This is a genomic window from Parabacteroides sp. TM07-1AC, assembly GCF_003480915.1.
Classification (GTDB): Bacteria; Bacteroidota; Bacteroidia; order Bacteroidales; family Tannerellaceae; genus Parabacteroides; species Parabacteroides chongii.
The window spans coordinates 154,068-172,933 of sequence record NZ_QUKD01000005.1 but is presented as its reverse complement, the minus strand read 5'-3'; the positions used below and the strand labels follow the sequence as shown (position 1 = coordinate 172,933).

17 protein-coding genes are annotated in these 18,866 nt (G+C 46.1%); 4 read left to right on the top strand and 13 right to left on the bottom strand.

The features are described from left to right. Nucleotides 1-29 precede the first annotated feature (29 nt). The 6 genes from DXD68_RS12530 to DXD68_RS12505 form a co-directional block, all read right to left on the bottom strand. A complete protein-coding gene (locus DXD68_RS12530; RefSeq protein ID WP_009860656.1) occupies nt 30-437 on the bottom strand; it encodes a PaaI family thioesterase in 408 nt (135 codons plus the stop codon). Nucleotides 438-439: 2 nt separating this feature from the next. Continuing rightward, nucleotides 440-673, bottom strand: coding sequence for a DUF2442 domain-containing protein (locus tag DXD68_RS12525; RefSeq protein ID WP_122361851.1), 234 nt, complete (start codon nt 671-673; stop codon nt 440-442). Then, the gene (locus tag DXD68_RS12520; RefSeq protein ID WP_122361850.1) at nt 666-917 is read right to left on the bottom strand and encodes a DUF4160 domain-containing protein; all 252 of its coding nucleotides are present in this window, start codon (nt 915-917) and stop codon (nt 666-668) included. The genes DXD68_RS12525 and DXD68_RS12520 overlap by 8 nt, the downstream gene beginning before the upstream one ends. 1 nt (nt 918) lies before the next feature. Next, complete coding sequence (gene cysS, locus DXD68_RS12515; RefSeq protein WP_122361848.1) at nt 919-2,394, bottom strand: cysteine--tRNA ligase; 1,476 nt, start codon at nt 2,392-2,394, stop codon at nt 919-921. Between the two features lie 86 nt (nt 2,395-2,480). Beyond that, nucleotides 2,481-2,891: a Fur family transcriptional regulator gene (locus DXD68_RS12510; RefSeq protein WP_122361846.1), complete on the bottom strand. Its 411-nt coding sequence runs from the start codon at nt 2,889-2,891 to the stop codon at nt 2,481-2,483. Between the two features lies 1 nt (nt 2,892). Further along, nucleotides 2,893-4,863, bottom strand: a complete 1,971-nt coding sequence (locus DXD68_RS12505; protein ID WP_122361844.1) for a heavy metal translocating P-type ATPase — start codon at nt 4,861-4,863, stop codon at nt 2,893-2,895. A 111-nt stretch (nt 4,864-4,974) separates the two neighbouring features. Between DXD68_RS12505 and DXD68_RS12500 the strand changes: the two genes are divergently transcribed. Then, complete coding sequence (locus tag DXD68_RS12500) at nt 4,975-6,801, top strand: right-handed parallel beta-helix repeat-containing protein (protein WP_122361842.1); 1,827 nt, start codon at nt 4,975-4,977, stop codon at nt 6,799-6,801. Between the two features lie 132 nt (nt 6,802-6,933). Here DXD68_RS12500 and DXD68_RS12495 read toward each other — a convergent pair whose 3' ends face one another. Further along, the gene (locus tag DXD68_RS12495) at nt 6,934-7,770 is read right to left on the bottom strand and encodes a copper resistance protein NlpE N-terminal domain-containing protein (protein ID WP_122361840.1); all 837 of its coding nucleotides are present in this window, start codon (nt 7,768-7,770) and stop codon (nt 6,934-6,936) included. A 112-nt stretch (nt 7,771-7,882) separates the two neighbouring features. On the opposite strand from DXD68_RS12495, the gene DXD68_RS12490 reads away from it, so the two are divergent. Next, on the top strand, nt 7,883-8,644 hold the full coding sequence (locus DXD68_RS12490; RefSeq protein WP_122361838.1) for a phosphatase PAP2 family protein: 762 nt from the start codon (nt 7,883-7,885) through the stop codon (nt 8,642-8,644). Here the strand turns inward: DXD68_RS12490 and DXD68_RS12485 are convergent. Next, nucleotides 8,632-10,164 carry a GH3 auxin-responsive promoter family protein gene (locus DXD68_RS12485; protein WP_122362069.1) on the bottom strand — a complete coding sequence of 511 codons (1,533 nt, stop codon included), beginning with the start codon at nt 10,162-10,164 and terminating at the stop codon, nt 8,632-8,634. The genes DXD68_RS12490 and DXD68_RS12485 overlap by 13 nt on opposite strands. Nucleotides 10,165-10,245: 81 nt before the next feature. Here DXD68_RS12485 and DXD68_RS12480 point away from each other — a divergent pair, with 81 nt between their 5' ends. Then, nucleotides 10,246-11,259 (top strand): ATP-dependent 6-phosphofructokinase, encoded by a 1,014-nt coding sequence (locus DXD68_RS12480; RefSeq protein WP_122361836.1) that lies wholly within the window; start codon nt 10,246-10,248, stop codon nt 11,257-11,259. On the opposite strand, the gene rnc is transcribed toward DXD68_RS12480, so the two are convergent. Genes rnc through DXD68_RS12465 form a run of 3 tightly spaced genes read right to left on the bottom strand, consistent with a single transcriptional unit; the run spans nt 11,260 to nt 13,699 of the window. Beyond that, a complete protein-coding gene (gene rnc, locus DXD68_RS12475) occupies nt 11,260-12,174 on the bottom strand; it encodes a ribonuclease III (RefSeq protein ID WP_122361834.1) in 915 nt (304 codons plus the stop codon). Between the two features lies 1 nt (nt 12,175). After that, entirely contained in the window at nt 12,176-13,441 is a 1,266-nt protein-coding gene (fabF, locus tag DXD68_RS12470) for a beta-ketoacyl-ACP synthase II (RefSeq protein WP_122361832.1), read from the bottom strand. Between the two features lie 21 nt (nt 13,442-13,462). Further along, on the bottom strand, nt 13,463-13,699 hold the full coding sequence (locus DXD68_RS12465) for an acyl carrier protein (protein ID WP_009860668.1): 237 nt from the start codon (nt 13,697-13,699) through the stop codon (nt 13,463-13,465). A 154-nt stretch (nt 13,700-13,853) separates the two neighbouring features. On the opposite strand from DXD68_RS12465, the gene purN reads away from it, so the two are divergent. Then, nucleotides 13,854-14,420, top strand: coding sequence for a phosphoribosylglycinamide formyltransferase (purN, locus tag DXD68_RS12460; RefSeq protein ID WP_122361831.1), 567 nt, complete (start codon nt 13,854-13,856; stop codon nt 14,418-14,420). A gap of 64 nt (nt 14,421-14,484) precedes the next feature. Here purN and DXD68_RS12455 read toward each other — a convergent pair whose 3' ends face one another. Both DXD68_RS12455 and DXD68_RS12450 read right to left on the bottom strand, forming a co-directional pair. Continuing rightward, nucleotides 14,485-17,298 (bottom strand): TonB-dependent receptor, encoded by a 2,814-nt coding sequence (locus DXD68_RS12455; protein ID WP_122361829.1) that lies wholly within the window; start codon nt 17,296-17,298, stop codon nt 14,485-14,487. A 33-nt stretch (nt 17,299-17,331) separates the two neighbouring features. Continuing rightward, on the bottom strand, nt 17,332-18,495 hold the full coding sequence (locus DXD68_RS12450) for a DUF4925 domain-containing protein (RefSeq protein ID WP_122361827.1): 1,164 nt from the start codon (nt 18,493-18,495) through the stop codon (nt 17,332-17,334). Nucleotides 18,496-18,866: the final 371 nt, after the last annotated feature.

The following is an 18,866-nucleotide window of genomic DNA, read 5'->3' as shown; positions in this document are numbered from 1 at the left end:
TTATTGATAAATAAAAGAACAATAGTTTTTTATTCTATCGGGGCGAACGGCAGCTCCGTATCTTTCCGGTATCCGGAACCGCTGAATGTGGCGATCAGTTCGCCCGCTTCGTTTGTGATGTTTACTTCACAATTGGCCAGCCTTTTGTGGCTGAATACTTCGCGTGCTTCGGCATACAGGAATCCTTTGCTTTCGGCTTTGAAGAAGTTGATATTGGAAGTAATCGACAGCGTGAGCCGGGCATGGCTGTTGGTTGCCGCTGCGAAAGCCAGGTCGGCAAGTGTAAAGATAGCACCTCCCTGACAAACACCGCCGCCATTCAAATGCATCGGCTTTATTTCCATACGGGCTTTGGCATAGCCGTTGCCCGTTTCCAGTAATTCTACTCCGGCAAATAATGCAAATTTGTCGCCCTGAAGAAATTCGTTGATCGTCATGATTATAAATTATCAAGAGGCGAACGTTTCATCAAAAGCGGATAACGCTCGGGATGTTTTAAACTTTCTATCTCCAAATCCACGTCCAGTGCCGGCCACGCTATTGCCGAACGTCCTGATACTTCTATATTCAGGACATCACTGATTCGTGCATCTTTCAACCAGGGAACCCGGTTGTAAGAAAGGAAGTAATCATGTCCTAATACAGATATCATAATTCCCTGGGAATTAATCATCAATACGCTTGCCAATGTGTTCTGCGAATTTGTGTTTAAACTCGTCTCCATATTGTTCTATTATTTGGGTTATATTCCTAATCTCTTTGTTGTTGAATCCGTAGTTCTCTGCTATTTCAATAACAGGCTCCAACCAGAATTTAGCTTCATTTTCCGCTTTTATCACATGGATATGTTTGCGTTCTTCCTCGTTAGAATATATTTTAAAGAGATAGCCATTTTCTCTTTTGAATATCGGACTCATATTATTTACTCAGCTTCCATTCTGCCCCGTCCTTGGTATCCTTGATCTCGAAGCCCATGGCGGTAAGTTCGTTACGGATCTTGTCGGAAGTAGCCCAATCCTTGTTGGCTTTTGCCTGCTGGCGGATTGTCAGCAACAAGTCTACTGCCTTGCCGAATGTCTCGTAGTTGTTTCCACCGGCGGAAGCCTCGTCTTTCATACCCAGGATATCGAATATGAATGTATGGAATACGTCCTGCAGCTCTTTCAGATCCTCGGCGGAGATGGTCGCGTTGCCGTCCTTTACCGAGTTGATGGCGCGGGCTGCATCGAACAAATGAGAGATAACGATCGGAGAATTTAGGTCGTCATTCAGAGCGTCGTAGCATTTCTTACGAAGATCTTTCACATCAACAGTCGAGGCATCCGAAGCGCTCAGTTTCTGCAGATGATTATAAGCGTCCATCAGACGGCTCAATCCTTTTTCTGCCGCTTGCAATGCTTCGTTACTGAAGTCTACCGTACTGCGGTAATGCGCCTGCAGGATAAAGAAACGGATCGTCATGGCGGAATAAGCCTGGCTTAACATCTTATGGTCGCCGGTAAAAAATTCGTCCAGCGTGATGAAATTGCCTAATGACTTGCCCATCTTCTGACCGTTGACGGTGATCATGTTATTGTGCATCCAGTAGTGAACCATATCCTCGCCCTGTGAAGCAACAGCCTGTGCAATCTCACATTCGTGGTGCGGGAAGATCAGGTCCATGCCGCCCCCGTGGATATCGAAATGCTGTCCCAGGTATTTCTTACCCATAGCCGTACATTCGCAGTGCCATCCGGGAAAGCCGTCGCTCCACGGAGAAGGCCAGCGCATGATATGTTCCGGCTGTGCGCATTTCCAGAGGGCGAAGTCGATCGGGTTATGTTTCTCGTCCTGTCCGTCCAGTGCACGGGTCGTATTCAGCATATCCTCGATATTACGACCGGAAAGGACACCGTAGTTATGATCTTTGTTGTATTTCTCTACATCGAAATAAACGGAACCTTCGCTTTCGTAAGCGTATCCGTTGTCGAGAATCTTCTTCACCAGTTCGATCTGTTCGATGATATGTCCCGAAGCATGCGGTTCGATACTGGGAGGAAGTACATTGAGGGCGTCCATTGCCTTGTGGTAACGGTTCAGATAGAACTGTACCACTTCCATCGGCTCCAGCTGTTCCAGACGAGCTTTCTTGGCGATTTTATCTTCGCCTTCGTCCGCATCATGTTCCAGGTGGCCGACGTCGGTTATGTTGCGTACGTAACGTACCTTATATCCTATATGTGTAAGATAACGGAACAACAGGTCGAATGTAATCGCCGGACGGGCATGTCCCAGGTGCGCATCTCCGTAGACCGTCGGTCCACAGACATACATGCCTACGTGGGGTTCATGCAACGGAATAAATTGTTCCTTCTTTCTTGTGAGCGTGTTGTAAATACTTAATGGATGTTCCATATCTGTTTATACTTTAAAGGTTGCTTAGTTTCCTTCCGTATTTTCGTAACCGGTAGGAAGACAGACCGCAAAGATAGTGTCTTTGTCTATTTTGAGCAATCTTCGCAGCAACCTTTTAATACGTAGTTGATACTTTCCAGCGTAAAATTACGCGGTAATTCCACCATCGGGACCGGAATATTGCGCAGACAAAACGTCCGGTGGCATTTTAAACAATAAAAATGCGCATGAAGTTCTTCCACGGAACAATTACATTCGTTTCCGCAAACCGAATACTTCAACGAGCCTGAACCATCGTCGATACAATGTATCAGGTGATGCTCCAAAAAAAGGTTGATCGTCCTCGATACCGTCGATTTATCCACTGTCTCCAGATAATTTTCCAGGTCGAGCGAACTGAAGGCGCGCTCGAATTGCATCATCGCTTTCAGGATAAGCAGACGGATGGCGGTCGGCTTTATCTTTCTTCTGTTCAGTATGTCTAAATAAACTTCCATATCAGTCGGGGTTGTTTGTCTTTAAAATTCTTACTGCGTTGAGGATCGCCAGCAGGGCAACGCCTACATCTGCAAATACGGCTTCCCACATGGTTGCTACACCACCGGCTCCAAGGATCAGGACGATCAGTTTGACGCCGAACGCCAACGCAATGTTCTGCCATACGATCGTACGTGTGAACTTTCCGATGCGAATCGCCGTAGCCACTTTGCTCGGCTGGTCGGTCTGTATCACCACGTCTGCCGTTTCAATCGCCGCATCGCTGCCCAATCCGCCCATCGCAATACCGATGTCGCTCAGGGCGAGCACGGGAGCGTCGTTGATACCGTCGCCCACAAAGGCTATCCGATTCTCCGGATTCCGCTTCAGTTCTTCCAGGTGAGCGACTTTGCCTTCCGGCAGGAGGTCGCCGTATCCGTGCGGGATTCCTAAACGGGTAGCTAAGTTAGTCACAATTATTTGTTTATCTCCGGATAATATCTCTATATTATTAACATATAAGCCTTTTAATTGTTCAACGGCTGCGGCAGCGTCTTCTTTGGGTTCGTCAGTCAACAACAGGTGACCGGCATATTGTCCGTTTATTGCACAAATAACGACAGTCTCCGGAATCTGTTTCACCTCGGAGAAACAGTTGTTCCATCTTGGAGAAACACTTGTTTCACTAGGGTGAAACAAAATTCCTTCCTTAGCCATCATCTTGTCATTCCCTACTGCTATTTCTTTGTCTCCGATAATCGCCTTTAATCCGAAGCCTGCCAGTTCGGTTGTCTCCACGGATGAGTCGATTTCCACCTGCTGTTCGTGGGCGTATGCCAGGATCGCCTTGGCGATCGGGTGGTTGCTGCGGCTTTCAACGGAAGCAATGACGCGGAGTAATTCCTTTTCCGACAGATGACCGGCTGTTGATAAGGATTGTACTTCGAATATCCCTTTGGTCAGCGTCCCGGTTTTATCGAAAACGACCGTATTGATTTTGGTGATGGCATCCAGATAATTGCCTCCTTTAAATAAGATACCTTGCCGGGAAGCCGCCCCGATCCCTCCGAAATAACCCAGCGGGATGCTGATAACCAGTGCGCAAGGGCAGGAGATAACGAGGAATACCAATGCCCGGTACAGCCAGTCGTTGAAAATGAACAGGAAGTCCGGCTGTATCAAGGAATAGACATAAGGCAGCAGGACGATCAGGAAAGCCAGTCCAGTCACGATCGGCGTATAAATGCGTGCGAATTTGCGGATGAACAATTCTGCCGGAGCTTTCCGTTCCGATGCGTTCTGAACCAGTTCAAGGATACGTGCCAGGGTGCTCTGGCTATAAGGTTTCGTTACCTCCAGGCGGATTACTTTGTCGGTTACGATCATTCCGGCGAGCACTTCTTCATCTTGGCTGATCGTACGCGGCACGCTTTCTCCGGTAAGGGCTGCCGTGTTGAAGTCGGCGGTCTCGCTCAGTAACTTTCCGTCGAGAGGAACACGTTCTCCGGCCTTCACCTCGATGATCTCTCCCGGGGTGACATCGGTGGGAGCTGTCCGGAAATATTCGTTATTGCGTACGACGGTTGCCGTTTCAGGACGGACATCCAGCAGCGTACGGATGTTTTTTCGGGCTTTCGCCAGGGCATTTCCCTGGAATAGTTCGCCGATAGAGTAGAACAGCATGACGGCCACTCCTTCCGGATATTCACCGATATAAAAAGCACCGAGTGTCGCAATACACATCAATGTAAATTCACTGAATATATCTTTTTCGCGGATGCTCTCAACCGCTTCTTTCATGACCGGTAGTCCGACCGGCAGATAAGCCAGTGCGTACCATATAAATCGTATCGTTTGATTGAAGAATCCTGCTTCTGCCACCTGCATGGCGATCCCTCCCAGTAACATAAGAAAAGAGATTGCCGGGAGAAGATAAGGTGAAATTTTACTTTTGGGTTCACTATGGCAGTGGCTACAATTACAATGTCCCATATCTTTTATTCTTTTATTTGTTTTTCTGATACAAAGGTAAGGGAAACAAGGTGCAACAAAGTTGCAAAGAATCCGTATATTTGTCAGGTTAATAGTTAGAAAATAAGTAATATGAAAAACTCTCAAACTTTTATTGGTATTTTAGTATGTCTGGCAATGCTGTGTTCCTGTACACAGACGAAGAGTCCCTATGACTTGTCGAACTTCGGCCTTGTCCCTGACCGGAAAGGCAATGCTTCCCCTCTGATGGCAAAGGCGTTGGAACAGATTGCCGTTTCCCATACCGGGAACGATACGATCACGATCGTACTGCCTCCGGGACGTTATGATTTTTATCCTGAAGGAGCCGCACAAAAGGAGTATTTTATCTCCAACCACGATCAGGACAATCCGAAACTGGTGGGACTTCCTTTCGAGAACATGAAGAACATTGTTTTCGACGGGCAAGGTTCGGAACTGATCTTCCACGGGCGTATGTTGCCGGTTTCACTGGTCAACTCGGAAAACTGTACATTGAAGAACTTCAGTATCGATTTTGAAAATCCGCATATCGCTCAGGTGAAAGTCCTGGAAAACGATGCGGAAACAGGGACTATCACCTATGAAGTGGCTCCCTGGGTACAATATGAAATTCGTGACAGTGCACTTATCGTGAAGGGCGAAGGATGGGAACATTCTCCTGCCTGGGGAATTGCATTCGAAGGCGACACGAAACGGTTGGTTTATCGGACGAGCGACATTGCTGTCGGTTCGAAAGGCGTTTCAGAGGTTTCTCCCCGCGTGGTCAAATCTACAAAATGGAAAAACGAAAAACTGATCCCCGGAACGGTTGTCGCCATGCGCGGTTACGGTCGTCCTACACCGGGTATCTTTGTCTCTTATGATACGAATACGACGCTCGAAAATATCCAGGTCCATTATGCAGAAGGAATGGGCTTGCTGGCTCAGATGAGCGAAAATATTACGCTGGATAAATTCTCGGTATGCCTTCGCGGTGACAGCGATCCCCGTTATTTTACAACGCAGGCAGATGCTACCCATTTTTCCGGTTGTAAGGGAAAGATCATTTCCGTTGGCGGTTTATATGAAGGGATGATGGATGATGCGATCAATGTGCACGGCACGTATCTGAAAGTGCAGAAACGTGTGGACGACAAGACATTGGTCGGTGAATACATGCATGGACAGAGTTATGGCTTTGAATGGGGATTTTCGGGAGATGCCGTACAGTTTATCGATTCAAAGACTATGGAGATCCTGGGCGACCAGAACAAAGTCGTTGCTATCAAATCCGTGGACAAACCGAGTGCACATGGCGCCAAACAGTTTGAGATCGTTTTTGAAAAAGCCATCGATCCTGCTATCAGCGAAGCCGGTACGTTCGGTATTGAAAACCTGGAGTGGACTCCGGAGGTTTATTTTGCAGACAATACGATCCGCAATAATCGTGCCCGCGGCTCTTTGTTCAGTACCCCGAAAAAGACTGTTGTCGAAAAGAATATCTTCGACCATACTTCCGGTACGGCCATCCTGCTGTGCGGCGATTGCAACGGTTGGTTTGAGACGGGTGCCTGCCACGATGTCCTGATCCGTGATAACAAGTTCATTAACTCGTTGACGAATATGTTCCAGTTCACGAATGCCGTTATTTCTATTTATCCCGAAATACCTGACCTGAAAGATCAGAAGAAATATTTCCATAGCGGTATCGTGATCGAGAATAACGAATTTGAAACATTCGACGCTCCGATCCTGTATGCGAAGTCGGTAGACGGACTGGTCTTCCGTAACAATGTAATCAAACAGAACAACCAATATCCGGCTTTCCACTGGAACAACCATCGTTTCTTTTTCCAGCGTGTGACCAATTATGATATCAAGGATAATCAGTTTGACGGCGGACTGGATGAAAAGAAGGATCTGAAAGTTGAAAATTGATTTACCTTTTCAATAAAATTATCGGGAAGGTGTGTCGAAGTTCATTCTACGATACACCTTCTTGTTTTATGGCAGTGTCCTTTTCCAAATGGATAAGACAAGGGACTTTCTATAATTCCTTTTATTAGCTTGTTACTTTTGGATTTTCTTCAGACTATAATTCAATTCTGTTTCCGCTTTCTTGAAATCATCGCCGATCAGGGTGATTGTCGAATCGTTCTCGCAAAGGAAGTTCATCACTTCATCGCCGTTGTCGGAAACCAGCTGCCATACGGTCACATTCTTTTCTCCCGGTATTCCCTGCAAAGTGATACATTTGCCGTTTGTGACAAATGTGGCATCTTTGCCGTCTTCTGCTTCCAGGTATGTTTGTGAGAGAGAGAAAGTGCCTTCTCCGCTTTTTTCATGGCTGCGGATGGTCAGGTCGTAACGGATACCCGGACAGTCAGCACAAGGTAACACACCTTCATACGTCTGTGTCAGAACTTCACCTGATGAATTGTCGACATCTTTTTGATTTTGCCGGTAGATTTCTTTACCTCGCTGGCTGATCGTCCATACCCCGTCGATCCTGCGTACATTTTTGGTATCATCATCTTCTACATTCCAGGCATAATCGCCGGCAGGGAGTGAACGGCGGTCGAGTATTTCGCTCGGCGTATCGTTTGAGAAGAATAATTCTGCTTTCAGCGAATCGGGACTGAACACCAGATAAGAGGATGATTTTCCGTCGACAGCTTCCAGGCGTGTTCCGGATTCGAATAAACGGATGCAGTTCTGTTGTACTTCCGACCAGATATAACCCGCCGAGGCGATACAGCCATGTTCGTCTTTGTCATTACCGACCATTTCGGTGGAGTCTTGTTCGGTGCCCGAATCTTGTTTTGCTTTTTGTTGTCCGCAGGAAGAAAGTAGGCTTACGCTCATGATCAGAGCCGATAGGATAAGCCCGTTACTCGTTTTTTTCATCAGAATGAATGATTTTAATTGTTTATAAACGGATATCAATATACCATATAGAAGAAACAAAGATAGGTTATTTTTTGTTTCTTTGTGGCTTAATAAAATAAAGTCTGTAAGAATGAAAGTATCCTTTTATATTTCCATCTTTCTGATAATAGCCTGTCTGTCACCTGTCAGTGCACAGGGCGAGACCTTACAGCGGGACAGCCTGAAACAGAAAATGCCTGTTGTCGAATATAAATTTAATGCCAAACATCTGATACTTCCGGCTTCCCTGATTACAGTCGGGGCTGTGGGAACGGCTATCGACGGGATGAACGATTTCCATCTTTTCTCCCGAAAAAGCGATGTGAAAAAAATACGGGTGGACGATTATCTGGAATGGGGAATGCTCGGATGGGTATTTGTTTGCGACCTGATGGGGAAGGAGAAGCATAACTGGGTGGACCAGCTGATGCTTGTCACCCTGGCGGAAGGGATGAATGCGGCTATGACACGTACCTTGAAATATACGGTGAAAGAGACGCGTCCGGATGGCGGTCCGTATTCTTTTCCTTCGGGGCATACGGCGAATGCTTTCCTGGGGGCACATATGGCTTATAAGGAATTTAAAGACAGCAGCCCGGTTTTGGCTTATTCGGGATATGCGATAGCGCTGTTTGTCGCGGGCTCCCGGTTGTATAATAACCGGCATTGGGTGGCGGATGTGGTGGCGGGTGCCGGATTCGGTATCCTTTCCGTCGAATTGGCTTATCTTACTTATTTCCCCATCCGCAACGCTATTGCCCGCAAGCTAAACCGTCGGGCTGCCCGGAATATGGTGGTTGCTCCGACATTCAATGAACAGGGCGGGGGTATTTATTTTTCCTATGCGTTTTGAGAATCCAACCTGTTGTCGATAGCGAGTAGTTCTTCGATATGCGTCCGGTCATTGCTGAGACGTGGTATCTTATGCTGTCCGCCTAACTTGCCTTTTTCTTTAAGCCATTCGTAGAAGGAACCTTCGTGGGCTACAATGATTTCCAAAGGTTGAAGCGATATCTCTTTATAACGTTTGGCTTCATAGTCGGAATTCAATTCCTGTAATGTTTTATCCAGCAACGTGGCAAATTCTTCTATGGAAGGAGGCATCTTTTCAAATTCGACAAACCATTGATGACGGCCTTTCGCCTTGTCGAGCATGAAAAGCGGGGCGGCTGTATATTCTTTAACGACAGCTCCTGTCTGACGGCTTACTTTGCTGATTGCCTTGTCTGCATTGTCGACCATCAGTTCTTCTCCGAAGGCGTTGATATAATGCTTGGTTCTTCCCGAAATAACGAATTTATGCGGGAAAAGTGAAGTGAAACGCACCGTATCACCGATTTGGTAACGCCATAATCCGCCGGAGGTTGTTATGACCATCGCATAGTTCTTTCCTGTTTCCACGGCTTCCAGCGGCAGGACGGTCGGATTGGGAGCGCCTACTTCCGACATAGGGATAAACTCGTAGAAAACGCCGTAATCCTGCATCAGCAGCAAACTCTGGTCCGAAGGATCATCCTGTATCCCGAAAAAGCCTTCCGATGCGTTATAAGTTTCCATATAATGCATCTTATCCGAAGGGATCAGTGCTTTATATTGTTCCCGGTAAGGTTCGAAACTGATTCCCCCGTGGAAAAAGACCTCCATATTCGGCCAGACGTCGGTCAGGTATTCCCGTCCGGTCTTTTTCAGTATCGATTTGATCAGAACCAGCATCCAGGAAGGAACGCCGGAAAGACTGTTGACATCTTCATTCCATGTGCTGTCGACGATCGCTTTTATTTTGCTTTCCCATTCGTCCATCAGGATAATCCGTTTGGCAGGAACACGCATCAGGTTTACCAGCGGACTCAGGTTTTGCAATAATACGGCTGAAAGGTCACCGCAATGGGATTTTTGATTGATTGGGGAAGGACTGTGGCTGCCACCGAGGATTAATCCTTTTTTAGAGAAAAAGTGGCTTTCCGGATTATTACGGAGATAAAGGGCTACCGTATCGAAGCCTCCCTGGTAATGACAACCGTGGAGAACTTCCGGAGTGACGGGAAGAAATTTACTCTTATCATTCGTGGTGCCGCTACTTTTGGCATACCACTTGACGACCGAAGGCCAGAGTATGTTCCTCTCTCCATTGATCATCCGGGTCACATACGGCTTGATATCGTCGTATAGTTGCAACGGAACCCGCTGACAGAAATCTTCGTATCTCCGGATGCTTCTGTAATCGTGTTTTAACCCCCATTCAGTGTTGCGGGCTGTAGATAATAATGACCGTAACTGCTTGCGTTGCAGTTGGTCAGTCTCCTGCCCATATTTTTCGATCTCCTTTTGACGGGGGCGGAAGAGTAGTGATATTGTATTTGTTAAAATATCCATGCTCTTTTTATTTGTATCGGCTGCAAATGTAGGCATTCTCTTTTTATTTATATCTTTGTTGCATACATAATTAACAAAACAATGAAAATAGGTATCCTTTCTTCCGGAGGTGATTGTCCCGGTATAAACGCAACGATTCGTGGTGTAGGTAAAACTGCCATAATGCATTATGGCATGGAAGTGATCGGAATTCATAGTGGTTTTGTTGGACTGCTGAACAAGGATATTCAATCGTTTGATGAACGCAGCCTGTCAGGCATCCTGAACCTGGGAGGAACTATTTTGGGAACTTCGCGCGAAAAACCTTTCCGCAAATTACTCGCTTCCGGCGAAAGTGAAAAGCCGCAGGTCATTATACAGAATTATGAAGAATTAGGATTAGATTGCCTGGTCTGTATCGGAGGAAACGGCACACAGAAGACTGCCGGTATGCTGTCGGCACTGGGTCTGAATATCATCGGTGTGCCCAAGACTATCGATAACGACGTTTGGGGAACGGATATAACTTTTGGTTTCGATACGGCTGTCAATATTGCGACAGATGCTATCGACCGCCTGCATTCAACAGCCAGTTCACATAAACGGGTGATGGTGGTGGAAGTGATGGGGCATCATGCCGGATGGATTGCTCTGTATGCCGGAATGGCGGGTGGGGCAGATGTGATCTTATTGCCGGAACTGGGATATGATATGGATAAGGTGAACCAGACCATTCTCGACCGTGCCCGCCGCGGCAAACCTTATTCGATCGTGGTTGTTGCCGAAGGAGTGGAAACGCCGGAAAAGAAACGTCCTTCCGACTACATAACACGTACGATAGAGGCGGCTACGGGCATAGAATCACGCGATACGGTACTGGGATATATCCAGCGTGGCGGTAATCCTTCGCCTTTCGACCGTAATCTGGCTACCCGTTTAGGCGGCCATGCTACGGAATTGATCGCCAACCGTCAGTTCGGACGTATGGTCTGCATGAAAGGAGATAAAGTGGAGTCGATCGCCTTGTCTGAAGTAGCAGGCAAATTGAAACTGGTCACTCCTGAAAATGACCTGATCATTCAGGGGGAAAGAATGGGGATTTCGTTCGGTAAGTAATTACCGGACTTCTTCATTGATCGTAGCGTCGATACATTCGGGTATATTGCTGCTCTTCATTTGTTCTGCAGGTTTCGACGCATGCTCCGTCGTCGCATCCTCCTCCGGAAGATCCTCAAACTCATGATCGGCAGTGCTTTCGCCGGTCTGCTTCTTCAGTTCGGAAATGACTTGCTGAAAAGCTTTGTCGGTACGCAGTTTCTTGATCGCCATCTTGGCAGCGTTCTGCTGTGATTCTTTTTTGGAATAGCCGATGCCGACACCGATTTGCATATCGGCCAGGGTGACACCTGTCTGGAAGACCGGGTTCCCGTCGTTATCGGCAAATGATTCTATCAGGTCGAACGTGATCTCCAGCTTGTTCTTCTGGCTCCATTCGATCAGGCTGGATTTGAAGTTGACCTCTTTGCGGGCTATATTATCCAGGTCGATGTATTTTTTGATAATTACGTTCTCGACGAAATTGTAACAGATGCGGTAGCCCTGATCCAGGTAGATTGCCCCGATCAATGCCTCCAGTGCATTTCCGTACATGTGATTGTTGTGTGAGCTCAGCTTGGCGGAATAAACGACCATTTTGTCGAGGCCCAACTCGACTGCCACGCGGTTGAGTGTCTCGCGTTGAACGATTTTGGAACGGGTATTGGTCAGGAAACCTTCCCGTTTGTTTTGGAAATGTTTATACACAATGTCTGCCACGACGGCATCCAATATGGCATCGCCCAAGAACTCCAGTCGTTCGTTATTCAGCCATTTCCCGTCGCTGGCTTCCACTGAGGAAGATTTATGCAGGAAGGCCTGTTCATAAACGTGGATGTTATCGGGGTAAAATCCCAGTATCTTATATAAAGAAGAATAAGGCTCCTTATTCTTGTGTTTAAGAAGCCTTATCTTTTTGTATAGTTGTGTAAACACGTTACTTCACAAATTTTTTAACAATAGCACAAGCATTATGGCCGCCGAATCCAAATGTGTTGGATAATGCTGCCCGTATTTCTCGTTTTTCAGCTTTATTGAATGTGAAATTCAGTTTATAATCTATTTCAGGATCATCGTCGCCATCTGCATGGTTGATCGTCGGAGGAATGATTCCCTCTTTGATTGCCATGATACAGAACATAGCTTCGATAGCTCCGGCTGCACCCAATAAATGGCCGGTCATAGACTTCGTTGAACTGATATTCAGTTTGTAAGCATGATCTCCGAATACTTCTTTGATCGCTTTTACTTCTGAAACATCCCCAACAGGAGTCGATGTTCCGTGAACATTGATATAATCGATATCCTCCGGAGCCATTTCTGCGTCTTCCAGTGCATTACGCATCACCAACTTTGCACCTAATCCTTCCGGATGAGAGGCTGTCAGGTGGTATGCATCGGCAGACAATCCTGTTCCGGCGATCTCGGCATATATTTTAGCTCCACGTGCCAAAGCGTGTTCCATCTCTTCCAGGATCAAACATGCTCCACCTTCTCCCATGACGAAACCGTCGCGACTTGCGCTGAATGGACGAGAAGCTGTTTCGGGTGAATCGTTACGGGTTGACAGCGCATTCATTGAGTTGAACCCACCGACACCGGAATCTGCAATAGCTGCTTCCGCACCACCTGTCACGATTACATTGGCTTTACCCAAACGGATATAGTTGTATGCATCAGCGATCGCGTTGGTAGAAGAGGCACAAGCCGACACTGTTGCAAAGTTAGGACCACGGAATCCATAAAGCATGGAGATATGTCCGGCTGCGATATCCGAAATCATCTTTGGGATGAAAAACGGGTTGAATTTCGGTCCGATCGTATCTTTTATCTTCGCATATCCTAATACTTCTTCGTCAAATGTCTTGATACCGCCGATACCTGAAGCAAAAATAACGCCGATACGGTCCTTGTCCTCTTTGTCCAGGTCCATAGCAGCATCTTCAATTGCTTGTTTTGCGGCACTTATTGCAAATAAACTATAACGGTCACATTTACGGGCTTCCTTACGATCCATTACTGATAACGGATCGAAGCCTTTAACTTCGCATGCAAATTGTGTCTTGAATTTGGATGCATCAAACTGCGTAATAGGACCGGCTCCACTCTTCCCATTGATAATACCCTCCCATGTTTCTGCGAGGGTATTACCAAGAGGAGTAATGGCACCAAGACCTGTTACTACAACTCTTTTTAATTCCATACCTTTAATTAAAAGGATTGATTACTTCGCGTTAGCTTCGATATAAGCAACTGCGTCGCCTACTGTTGTAATCTTTTCTGCCTGATCATCAGGAATTGAAATACCGAATTCCTTTTCGAATTCCATAATCAACTCTACAGTGTCAAGAGAGTCTGCTCCTAAATCATTAGTAAAGCTTGCTTCGTTTGTAACTTCTGTTTCTTCAACACTTAACTTATCAACGATGATAGCTTTTACTCTAGATGCAACTTCAGACATAACTTTTTCAATTTAGATTAATAAATACGAATATACTTTTTAAATTTGCAGTGCAAAGAAAAGAATTTTTTATGTTACAAAACAAATTTAATGCACTAAAAATGCGGAAAACTGCACATTTTATCTTTTCGTGTGCACTAAAACATAGGAAAATATGAAAAACGTAGCAATTTTTGCCTCGGGATCGGGAACAAATGCCGAAAATATAGCCCGGTACTTCTCTAAAAGTGAAACTGTTAAAGTAGCAGTTGTTTTGTCCAATAATAAAAATGTGGGCGTGCATGACCGTGTCAATAAATTGGGAATTCCTTCTTTTGTGTTTTCCCGCGACGAATTTGTGGAAGGAACGCCTATACTGGCGAAACTGGCAGAATATCAGATAGATTTGATAGTCCTGGCCGGTTTTATGAATAAGATATCGGATACATTGCTGAATGCCTATCCGGGTAAGATCATTAATATCCATCCGGCTTTGTTGCCGAAACATGGCGGAAAGGGTATGTATGGCATGCATGTGCATGAGGCTGTCGTGGCTGCCGGAGAGAAGGAATCGGGCATTACAATCCATTATATTAATGAGAATTACGACGAAGGCGATATCATTTTCCAGGCTACATGTGAAGTGTTGCCTGCCGATACTGCCGAAGAGGTCGCAACGAAAGTGCATGCGCTGGAATATGCGCATTATCCGCATGTGATAGAGGAAGTTTTGGGGAATTGAAAATTGAAAATTGAGAATTGAAAATTACGGATACATGTATTAATTTTCAATTCTCAATTTTCAATTAGAACGACATATTCAGTTGCATCACGTAAGTACGCGGTGCGGAGACTAGCATCGGACGTGTGCAGTACTCTTTGTTGAACAGATTATTGATCATGAACTGGAACGATACGTCTTTGGTTATTTTCACGCCTGCACGCAGGTCGACAACACAATAGTCCGTATTCTTTTCTTTCCAGTACGTATTAAGCGTTTCCCCGCCGATATTTCCATACAGGAGCTGGCGGATATATTCCATGGCATCCGGCTGGTCTTTTTCGCGTTCGTCCACCATCAGATAGTCGACAGCCAGCATTTTACTCTTCCAGGTAACGTTTATACCCAGGTTCAGACGTTTCCATTGCAGGTCGACAACACCTTTCACCGTGTGTTTCTGACGGTATTTCAGATATTTGGAGTCGTTGGATTTTTCTTTTGCACGGAGAGGATCGTTGTACTGGGCTTCGATTTCGTTCTTTTCCTTGTAATCGGCATCTTCCGGTTCGATGAAAACATATCCCAGGTTGTAGGACAGTTTGGTATCGGCATTGAAGTCATAGAAGCCGTTTGTACTTATCTCTGCCCCGTAGATACGTGCTTTGGAGACATTGTAGAACTGGGCTCCTATACCCGGCATCTGACCCTGTGCAATGATTCCCAGGATTTCCTTCGTACTGTTGGCATAGGCATATGAATTCGGGTCGAAGAAGCCGAAGCGAAATTCGATCATGTCTGTATACTGCGTATAGAAACCGGCTACATCGAAGAACCCCATCAGGTTGCCGAATTTATATCCCTGTTTGATACCCAGTTCGGCATTCACTCCCTTCTCTGCTTTTACTTCATTATTCGGGAATACACCGACCCCGCCGATGTCCTTACGGGCATATTTCTCTGTCAGGGACGGATAACGGTAACCTTGTCCGAAGCTGGCGCGGATAAAGCTGTAGTCTGCCAGCTGGTAATTCAGTCCGGCACGGAAGATCGGTTTTACAGGTACTTTGGCTCCGAATATCTTTGTGTCGGCTTCACGCAGGAAGTCGTCGACGCGATAATATTCGGCACGCATCCCGGCAGATACACTCAGCCGGTCGAAAAAGCGTTGGTCATACTGGAAGAACATGGCGGCATTATCACTGTCATGGTTACCGGTCGTTACCGAAGTACTGCGCATATGTTCGTAGGTGGCTCCGGCTGTGATCTGTGTACCGTTGTCCCATTTTTTGTTGAACTGATAATCGAGATAATAAGTATAGTTTTTGTCGATGCTGACCGGATCGGATTTCGGATTGATCGCATTCGACAGCCACGGAACCAGGTCGGACGTACTGCTTGGAATGCCACGTTTCATTACCCATGAAAGCAGGTCGCAGTAATCGGCCGTAGTGGCAGTCGGGAAGATCTGACCCAGGATATTCGTCGTACCGTTCACCAATCCGTTCAGGTCGCCCTGTAAAGCCGGCTGGATGATCGGATAGAGCATGCTGTAATCGCCGTTCTGTACATTTTGTACGATCCCGGTGATAGCATTGACATCCGTCCCCATATTTCCGAGGATATCCGTAATGGAGGCATCGTTATTCGATCCGTCGGCAATATTGTCGCCGCGATAATAGAAGCGGGCTTTGATTTTATGGGATGTATTGTTGTTCGGGTTTGTGAAATTGAAGAACGGATCGATATAGAATGTATTTGCTTCACGTCCCATATTAGCGATAGGAGACGGTTCGTACACATCTTTCGGCGAACGCCACAGGAAGAAGTCGGCATACTTGTCGCTCATGTAGTTGACATTGAAACCGTAGTTGAGCAGATTCCCGTCATTCATCGGCTGGTGGTAAGTCAGGTTGCCTCCGGCACGGAAACGTTTGTTATATCCCTGCTTTTTATATCCTTCATCGGTGAACATGTTTAATCCGGCGGAAAGGTCGAAGTTACCGACACGGCGGGCATGAGAGAAATCGACACCTTCATAAATCGGGTTACGGATACCCGATAATACGTTCTTACGCAGGAATGGTTCTACCTCGTATTTGCCCTCTTTCCAGAAAGATTTGTCGCTCCATTGGTAGTCTTCGTTATCCGGATCGCCATAGATACCCAGATAGGTACGTAAAGTCGTAACAGGCGTGAGACCCGGACGTTTTGTGCGGATATTGATTACTCCGTTGAGGGCGGACGATCCGTAAAGCACGGACGAAGCACCTTTCATCACTTCCACCTGTTCGATATTTTCCAATGGTACAATGTTCCAGTTGATAATACCGGTTCCGGAAGTCAGTGCACTCATCCCGTCGATCAATACCATGCTTCGTGATCCGACACCATATGTCCAGCCGTTTCCTCCTCGGATAGAAGGCTGTTTGTCGTTGATGTCCACGCCGGGCATTGTGTTCAGTGTCGCACTCAGGTCGGTAGGAGCCTGCTTGGTGATATCTTCCGCTTTCAGCAAGTCCATAGATACCGTTACATTACTCAGTTTCTGTTCGAAACGTCCGGCGCTGACTACTACGTCGCCCAGCAGATTGGCCTTGATACGCATAAATATATTTTGCGTCTTCGTTTCATTGCGGTTGATCACAACCGGAACCTGCTCATTTTCATAACCTATATAACTGAACAGCAGATCCACGCCGCCTTCCGGCAGTCTGATCTCATAGGAGCCGTCGGCTTCCGAAATGGTTCCGTTTGTCTCGCCGCTGATTCTTTTATAGGTGATATTGACACCCGCCAGCGGCTCATTGTTCTCTTTATCGTACACGAATCCTTTCATGACCTGCCCGAAAGAGGGTAGAGTCAGGAGGGTCAGTAAAAATAATATAGTATATTTTTTCATGTTTGTACTCTTTATTTGTTGTTGTATCTCCTTTTATTTGGTCAGCATCATGCCCATTTCCAGCGTCTTCGCTTGTTGCAGGCTATTGGCAAGCATATCCAGTAAAGGGCCTATCATCGATCCCATCGGGCCGTTGAGTATATCTTCCGGAAGCAGGTCTTTAACCAGTGACAATAAAGGGAGGAAAGCCGCCACTTCTTCTTTGTCGAGGAACAAAAAGATATCGCCTTTGTAAGCGATCAGTTTACCCATATTATTATAGGGTGCTTCCGAGTTTTTGCGAATGTTCATCCGGATGCCTGTCGTGCTCCATTTGTTGAGTTGCTGGTAGACAGCGGCAATAACGGCAGCATCCAGACCACCGTCAGCTTTAGTTTTGTTCTGCTCGATCTGGTAAAGGATCATGTCAATATTGGGAATGATATACAGTTCCGAATCGTCTTTTACATAATAAGATGCCAGGTTGATCGGAGAGGAGAGCCATTCACTGTCCTTCCTGTCGGGAGGTATGTTTATCAGGTCGCCGATTGCTTTGCCTTCCGGCATAGTAGCGTAGCGGGCTGTGATATTGCCGTCCGGATTGAAAGTGACTTCGTTGATGAACCAGGTAATCAGATTTCCGAGTATGGCTTCCAGTTGAGGGGCGGCCTGTCCCAGGATCAGATTGTCGGTTACCAGGTGGAAAGCATAGTGATAGCAGGTGTATTCTCCCTTTATCGGATCAGTCTCCGTCGTTACAGCGGTCTGTACCGGATGCCATTTCGCATTCGAAGTCAGTTGGTTGGAGGCGACTTTTACGTCTGTCAGGGCGAGTGTCATTTTTCCGGTTTCCACTTTTCCCTGGTAGGAAAATGCAGTTCCGTTGTTCCCTGTACTACTTCCTGAAAAGGAATATCCGTTCCCATCGGCGGAGATAGGAATATTTTCCAATACAGTAGCGGTTTCACCGGGGAGGATGCCGTGCAGGGTGATGTTAGCTGTATTTCCGTTAACCTGTTTGAAGGTAACGTCCTTACCGATGAACTCACGTCCACTGTAAGTCAGGGTCAATGTGTTGTCACCCTCGGGTGTGCTCAACTTGTTGGAGTAGATTCCGCTGATTCCGGAACCATCCTGATCATCATTGTCATCGCAGGCAAACAACAAGGTGGCCATACAAATGGCATAAAGAAAGTTGCGCAATAAATACTTGTTCATTTACTTTTCTTTTTATTGTTTATTTGATGTTACAAAGTACTGATATAACTTTGTACCAAACAATAGCTATATTTCAGAATCAATATTCTATTATTAAGAATTGACTTTTATAGGGTGTGTAACTGCTTGTATATGAATATGCGGTAAAGAGAGATTATTAATAATGGAATATCGAATGTGAAAAATAGACATTGACGGATATGTTTATATATACGTTCTTTGTTCTCATTATGTTAATGAGTCTATTATTAGGATTTTTGGCCTTTCTGGTCCGGATGCTTTTTAAGCGGAAGGCCGCAGGTAAAAAGGTGAGCGAGGCATGTGAAGTAAAAGAACAGTGCCAGGAAAAAACTACGTATAATAATATAGAG

What these genes read in the sequence shown, in the direction of transcription:
- purN (WP_122361831.1), top strand. Translation starts at nt 13,854, where the DNA reads ATGAAAAACGTAGCAATTTTTGCCTCGGGATCGGGAACAAATGCCGAA.
- DXD68_RS12500 (WP_122361842.1), top strand. Translation starts at nt 4,975, where the DNA reads ATGAAAAACTCTCAAACTTTTATTGGTATTTTAGTATGTCTGGCAATG.
- DXD68_RS12520 (WP_122361850.1), bottom strand. Translation starts at nt 917, where the DNA reads ATGAGTCCGATATTCAAAAGAGAAAATGGCTATCTCTTTAAAATATAT.
- DXD68_RS12485 (WP_122362069.1), bottom strand. Translation starts at nt 10,164, where the DNA reads ATGGATATTTTAACAAATACAATATCACTACTCTTCCGCCCCCGTCAA.
- DXD68_RS12480 (WP_122361836.1), top strand. Translation starts at nt 10,246, where the DNA reads ATGAAAATAGGTATCCTTTCTTCCGGAGGTGATTGTCCCGGTATAAAC.
- DXD68_RS12450 (WP_122361827.1), bottom strand. Translation starts at nt 18,495, where the DNA reads ATGAACAAGTATTTATTGCGCAACTTTCTTTATGCCATTTGTATGGCC.
- cysS (WP_122361848.1), bottom strand. Translation starts at nt 2,394, where the DNA reads ATGGAACATCCATTAAGTATTTACAACACGCTCACAAGAAAGAAGGAA.
- DXD68_RS12490 (WP_122361838.1), top strand. Translation starts at nt 7,883, where the DNA reads ATGAAAGTATCCTTTTATATTTCCATCTTTCTGATAATAGCCTGTCTG.
- DXD68_RS12525 (WP_122361851.1), bottom strand. Translation starts at nt 673, where the DNA reads ATGATTAATTCCCAGGGAATTATGATATCTGTATTAGGACATGATTAC.
- DXD68_RS12505 (WP_122361844.1), bottom strand. Translation starts at nt 4,863, where the DNA reads ATGGGACATTGTAATTGTAGCCACTGCCATAGTGAACCCAAAAGTAAA.
- DXD68_RS12465 (WP_009860668.1), bottom strand. Translation starts at nt 13,699, where the DNA reads ATGTCTGAAGTTGCATCTAGAGTAAAAGCTATCATCGTTGATAAGTTA.
- fabF (WP_122361832.1), bottom strand. Translation starts at nt 13,441, where the DNA reads ATGGAATTAAAAAGAGTTGTAGTAACAGGTCTTGGTGCCATTACTCCT.
- DXD68_RS12455 (WP_122361829.1), bottom strand. Translation starts at nt 17,298, where the DNA reads ATGAAAAAATATACTATATTATTTTTACTGACCCTCCTGACTCTACCC.
- DXD68_RS12510 (WP_122361846.1), bottom strand. Translation starts at nt 2,891, where the DNA reads ATGGAAGTTTATTTAGACATACTGAACAGAAGAAAGATAAAGCCGACC.
- DXD68_RS12530 (WP_009860656.1), bottom strand. Translation starts at nt 437, where the DNA reads ATGACGATCAACGAATTTCTTCAGGGCGACAAATTTGCATTATTTGCC.
- DXD68_RS12495 (WP_122361840.1), bottom strand. Translation starts at nt 7,770, where the DNA reads ATGAAAAAAACGAGTAACGGGCTTATCCTATCGGCTCTGATCATGAGC.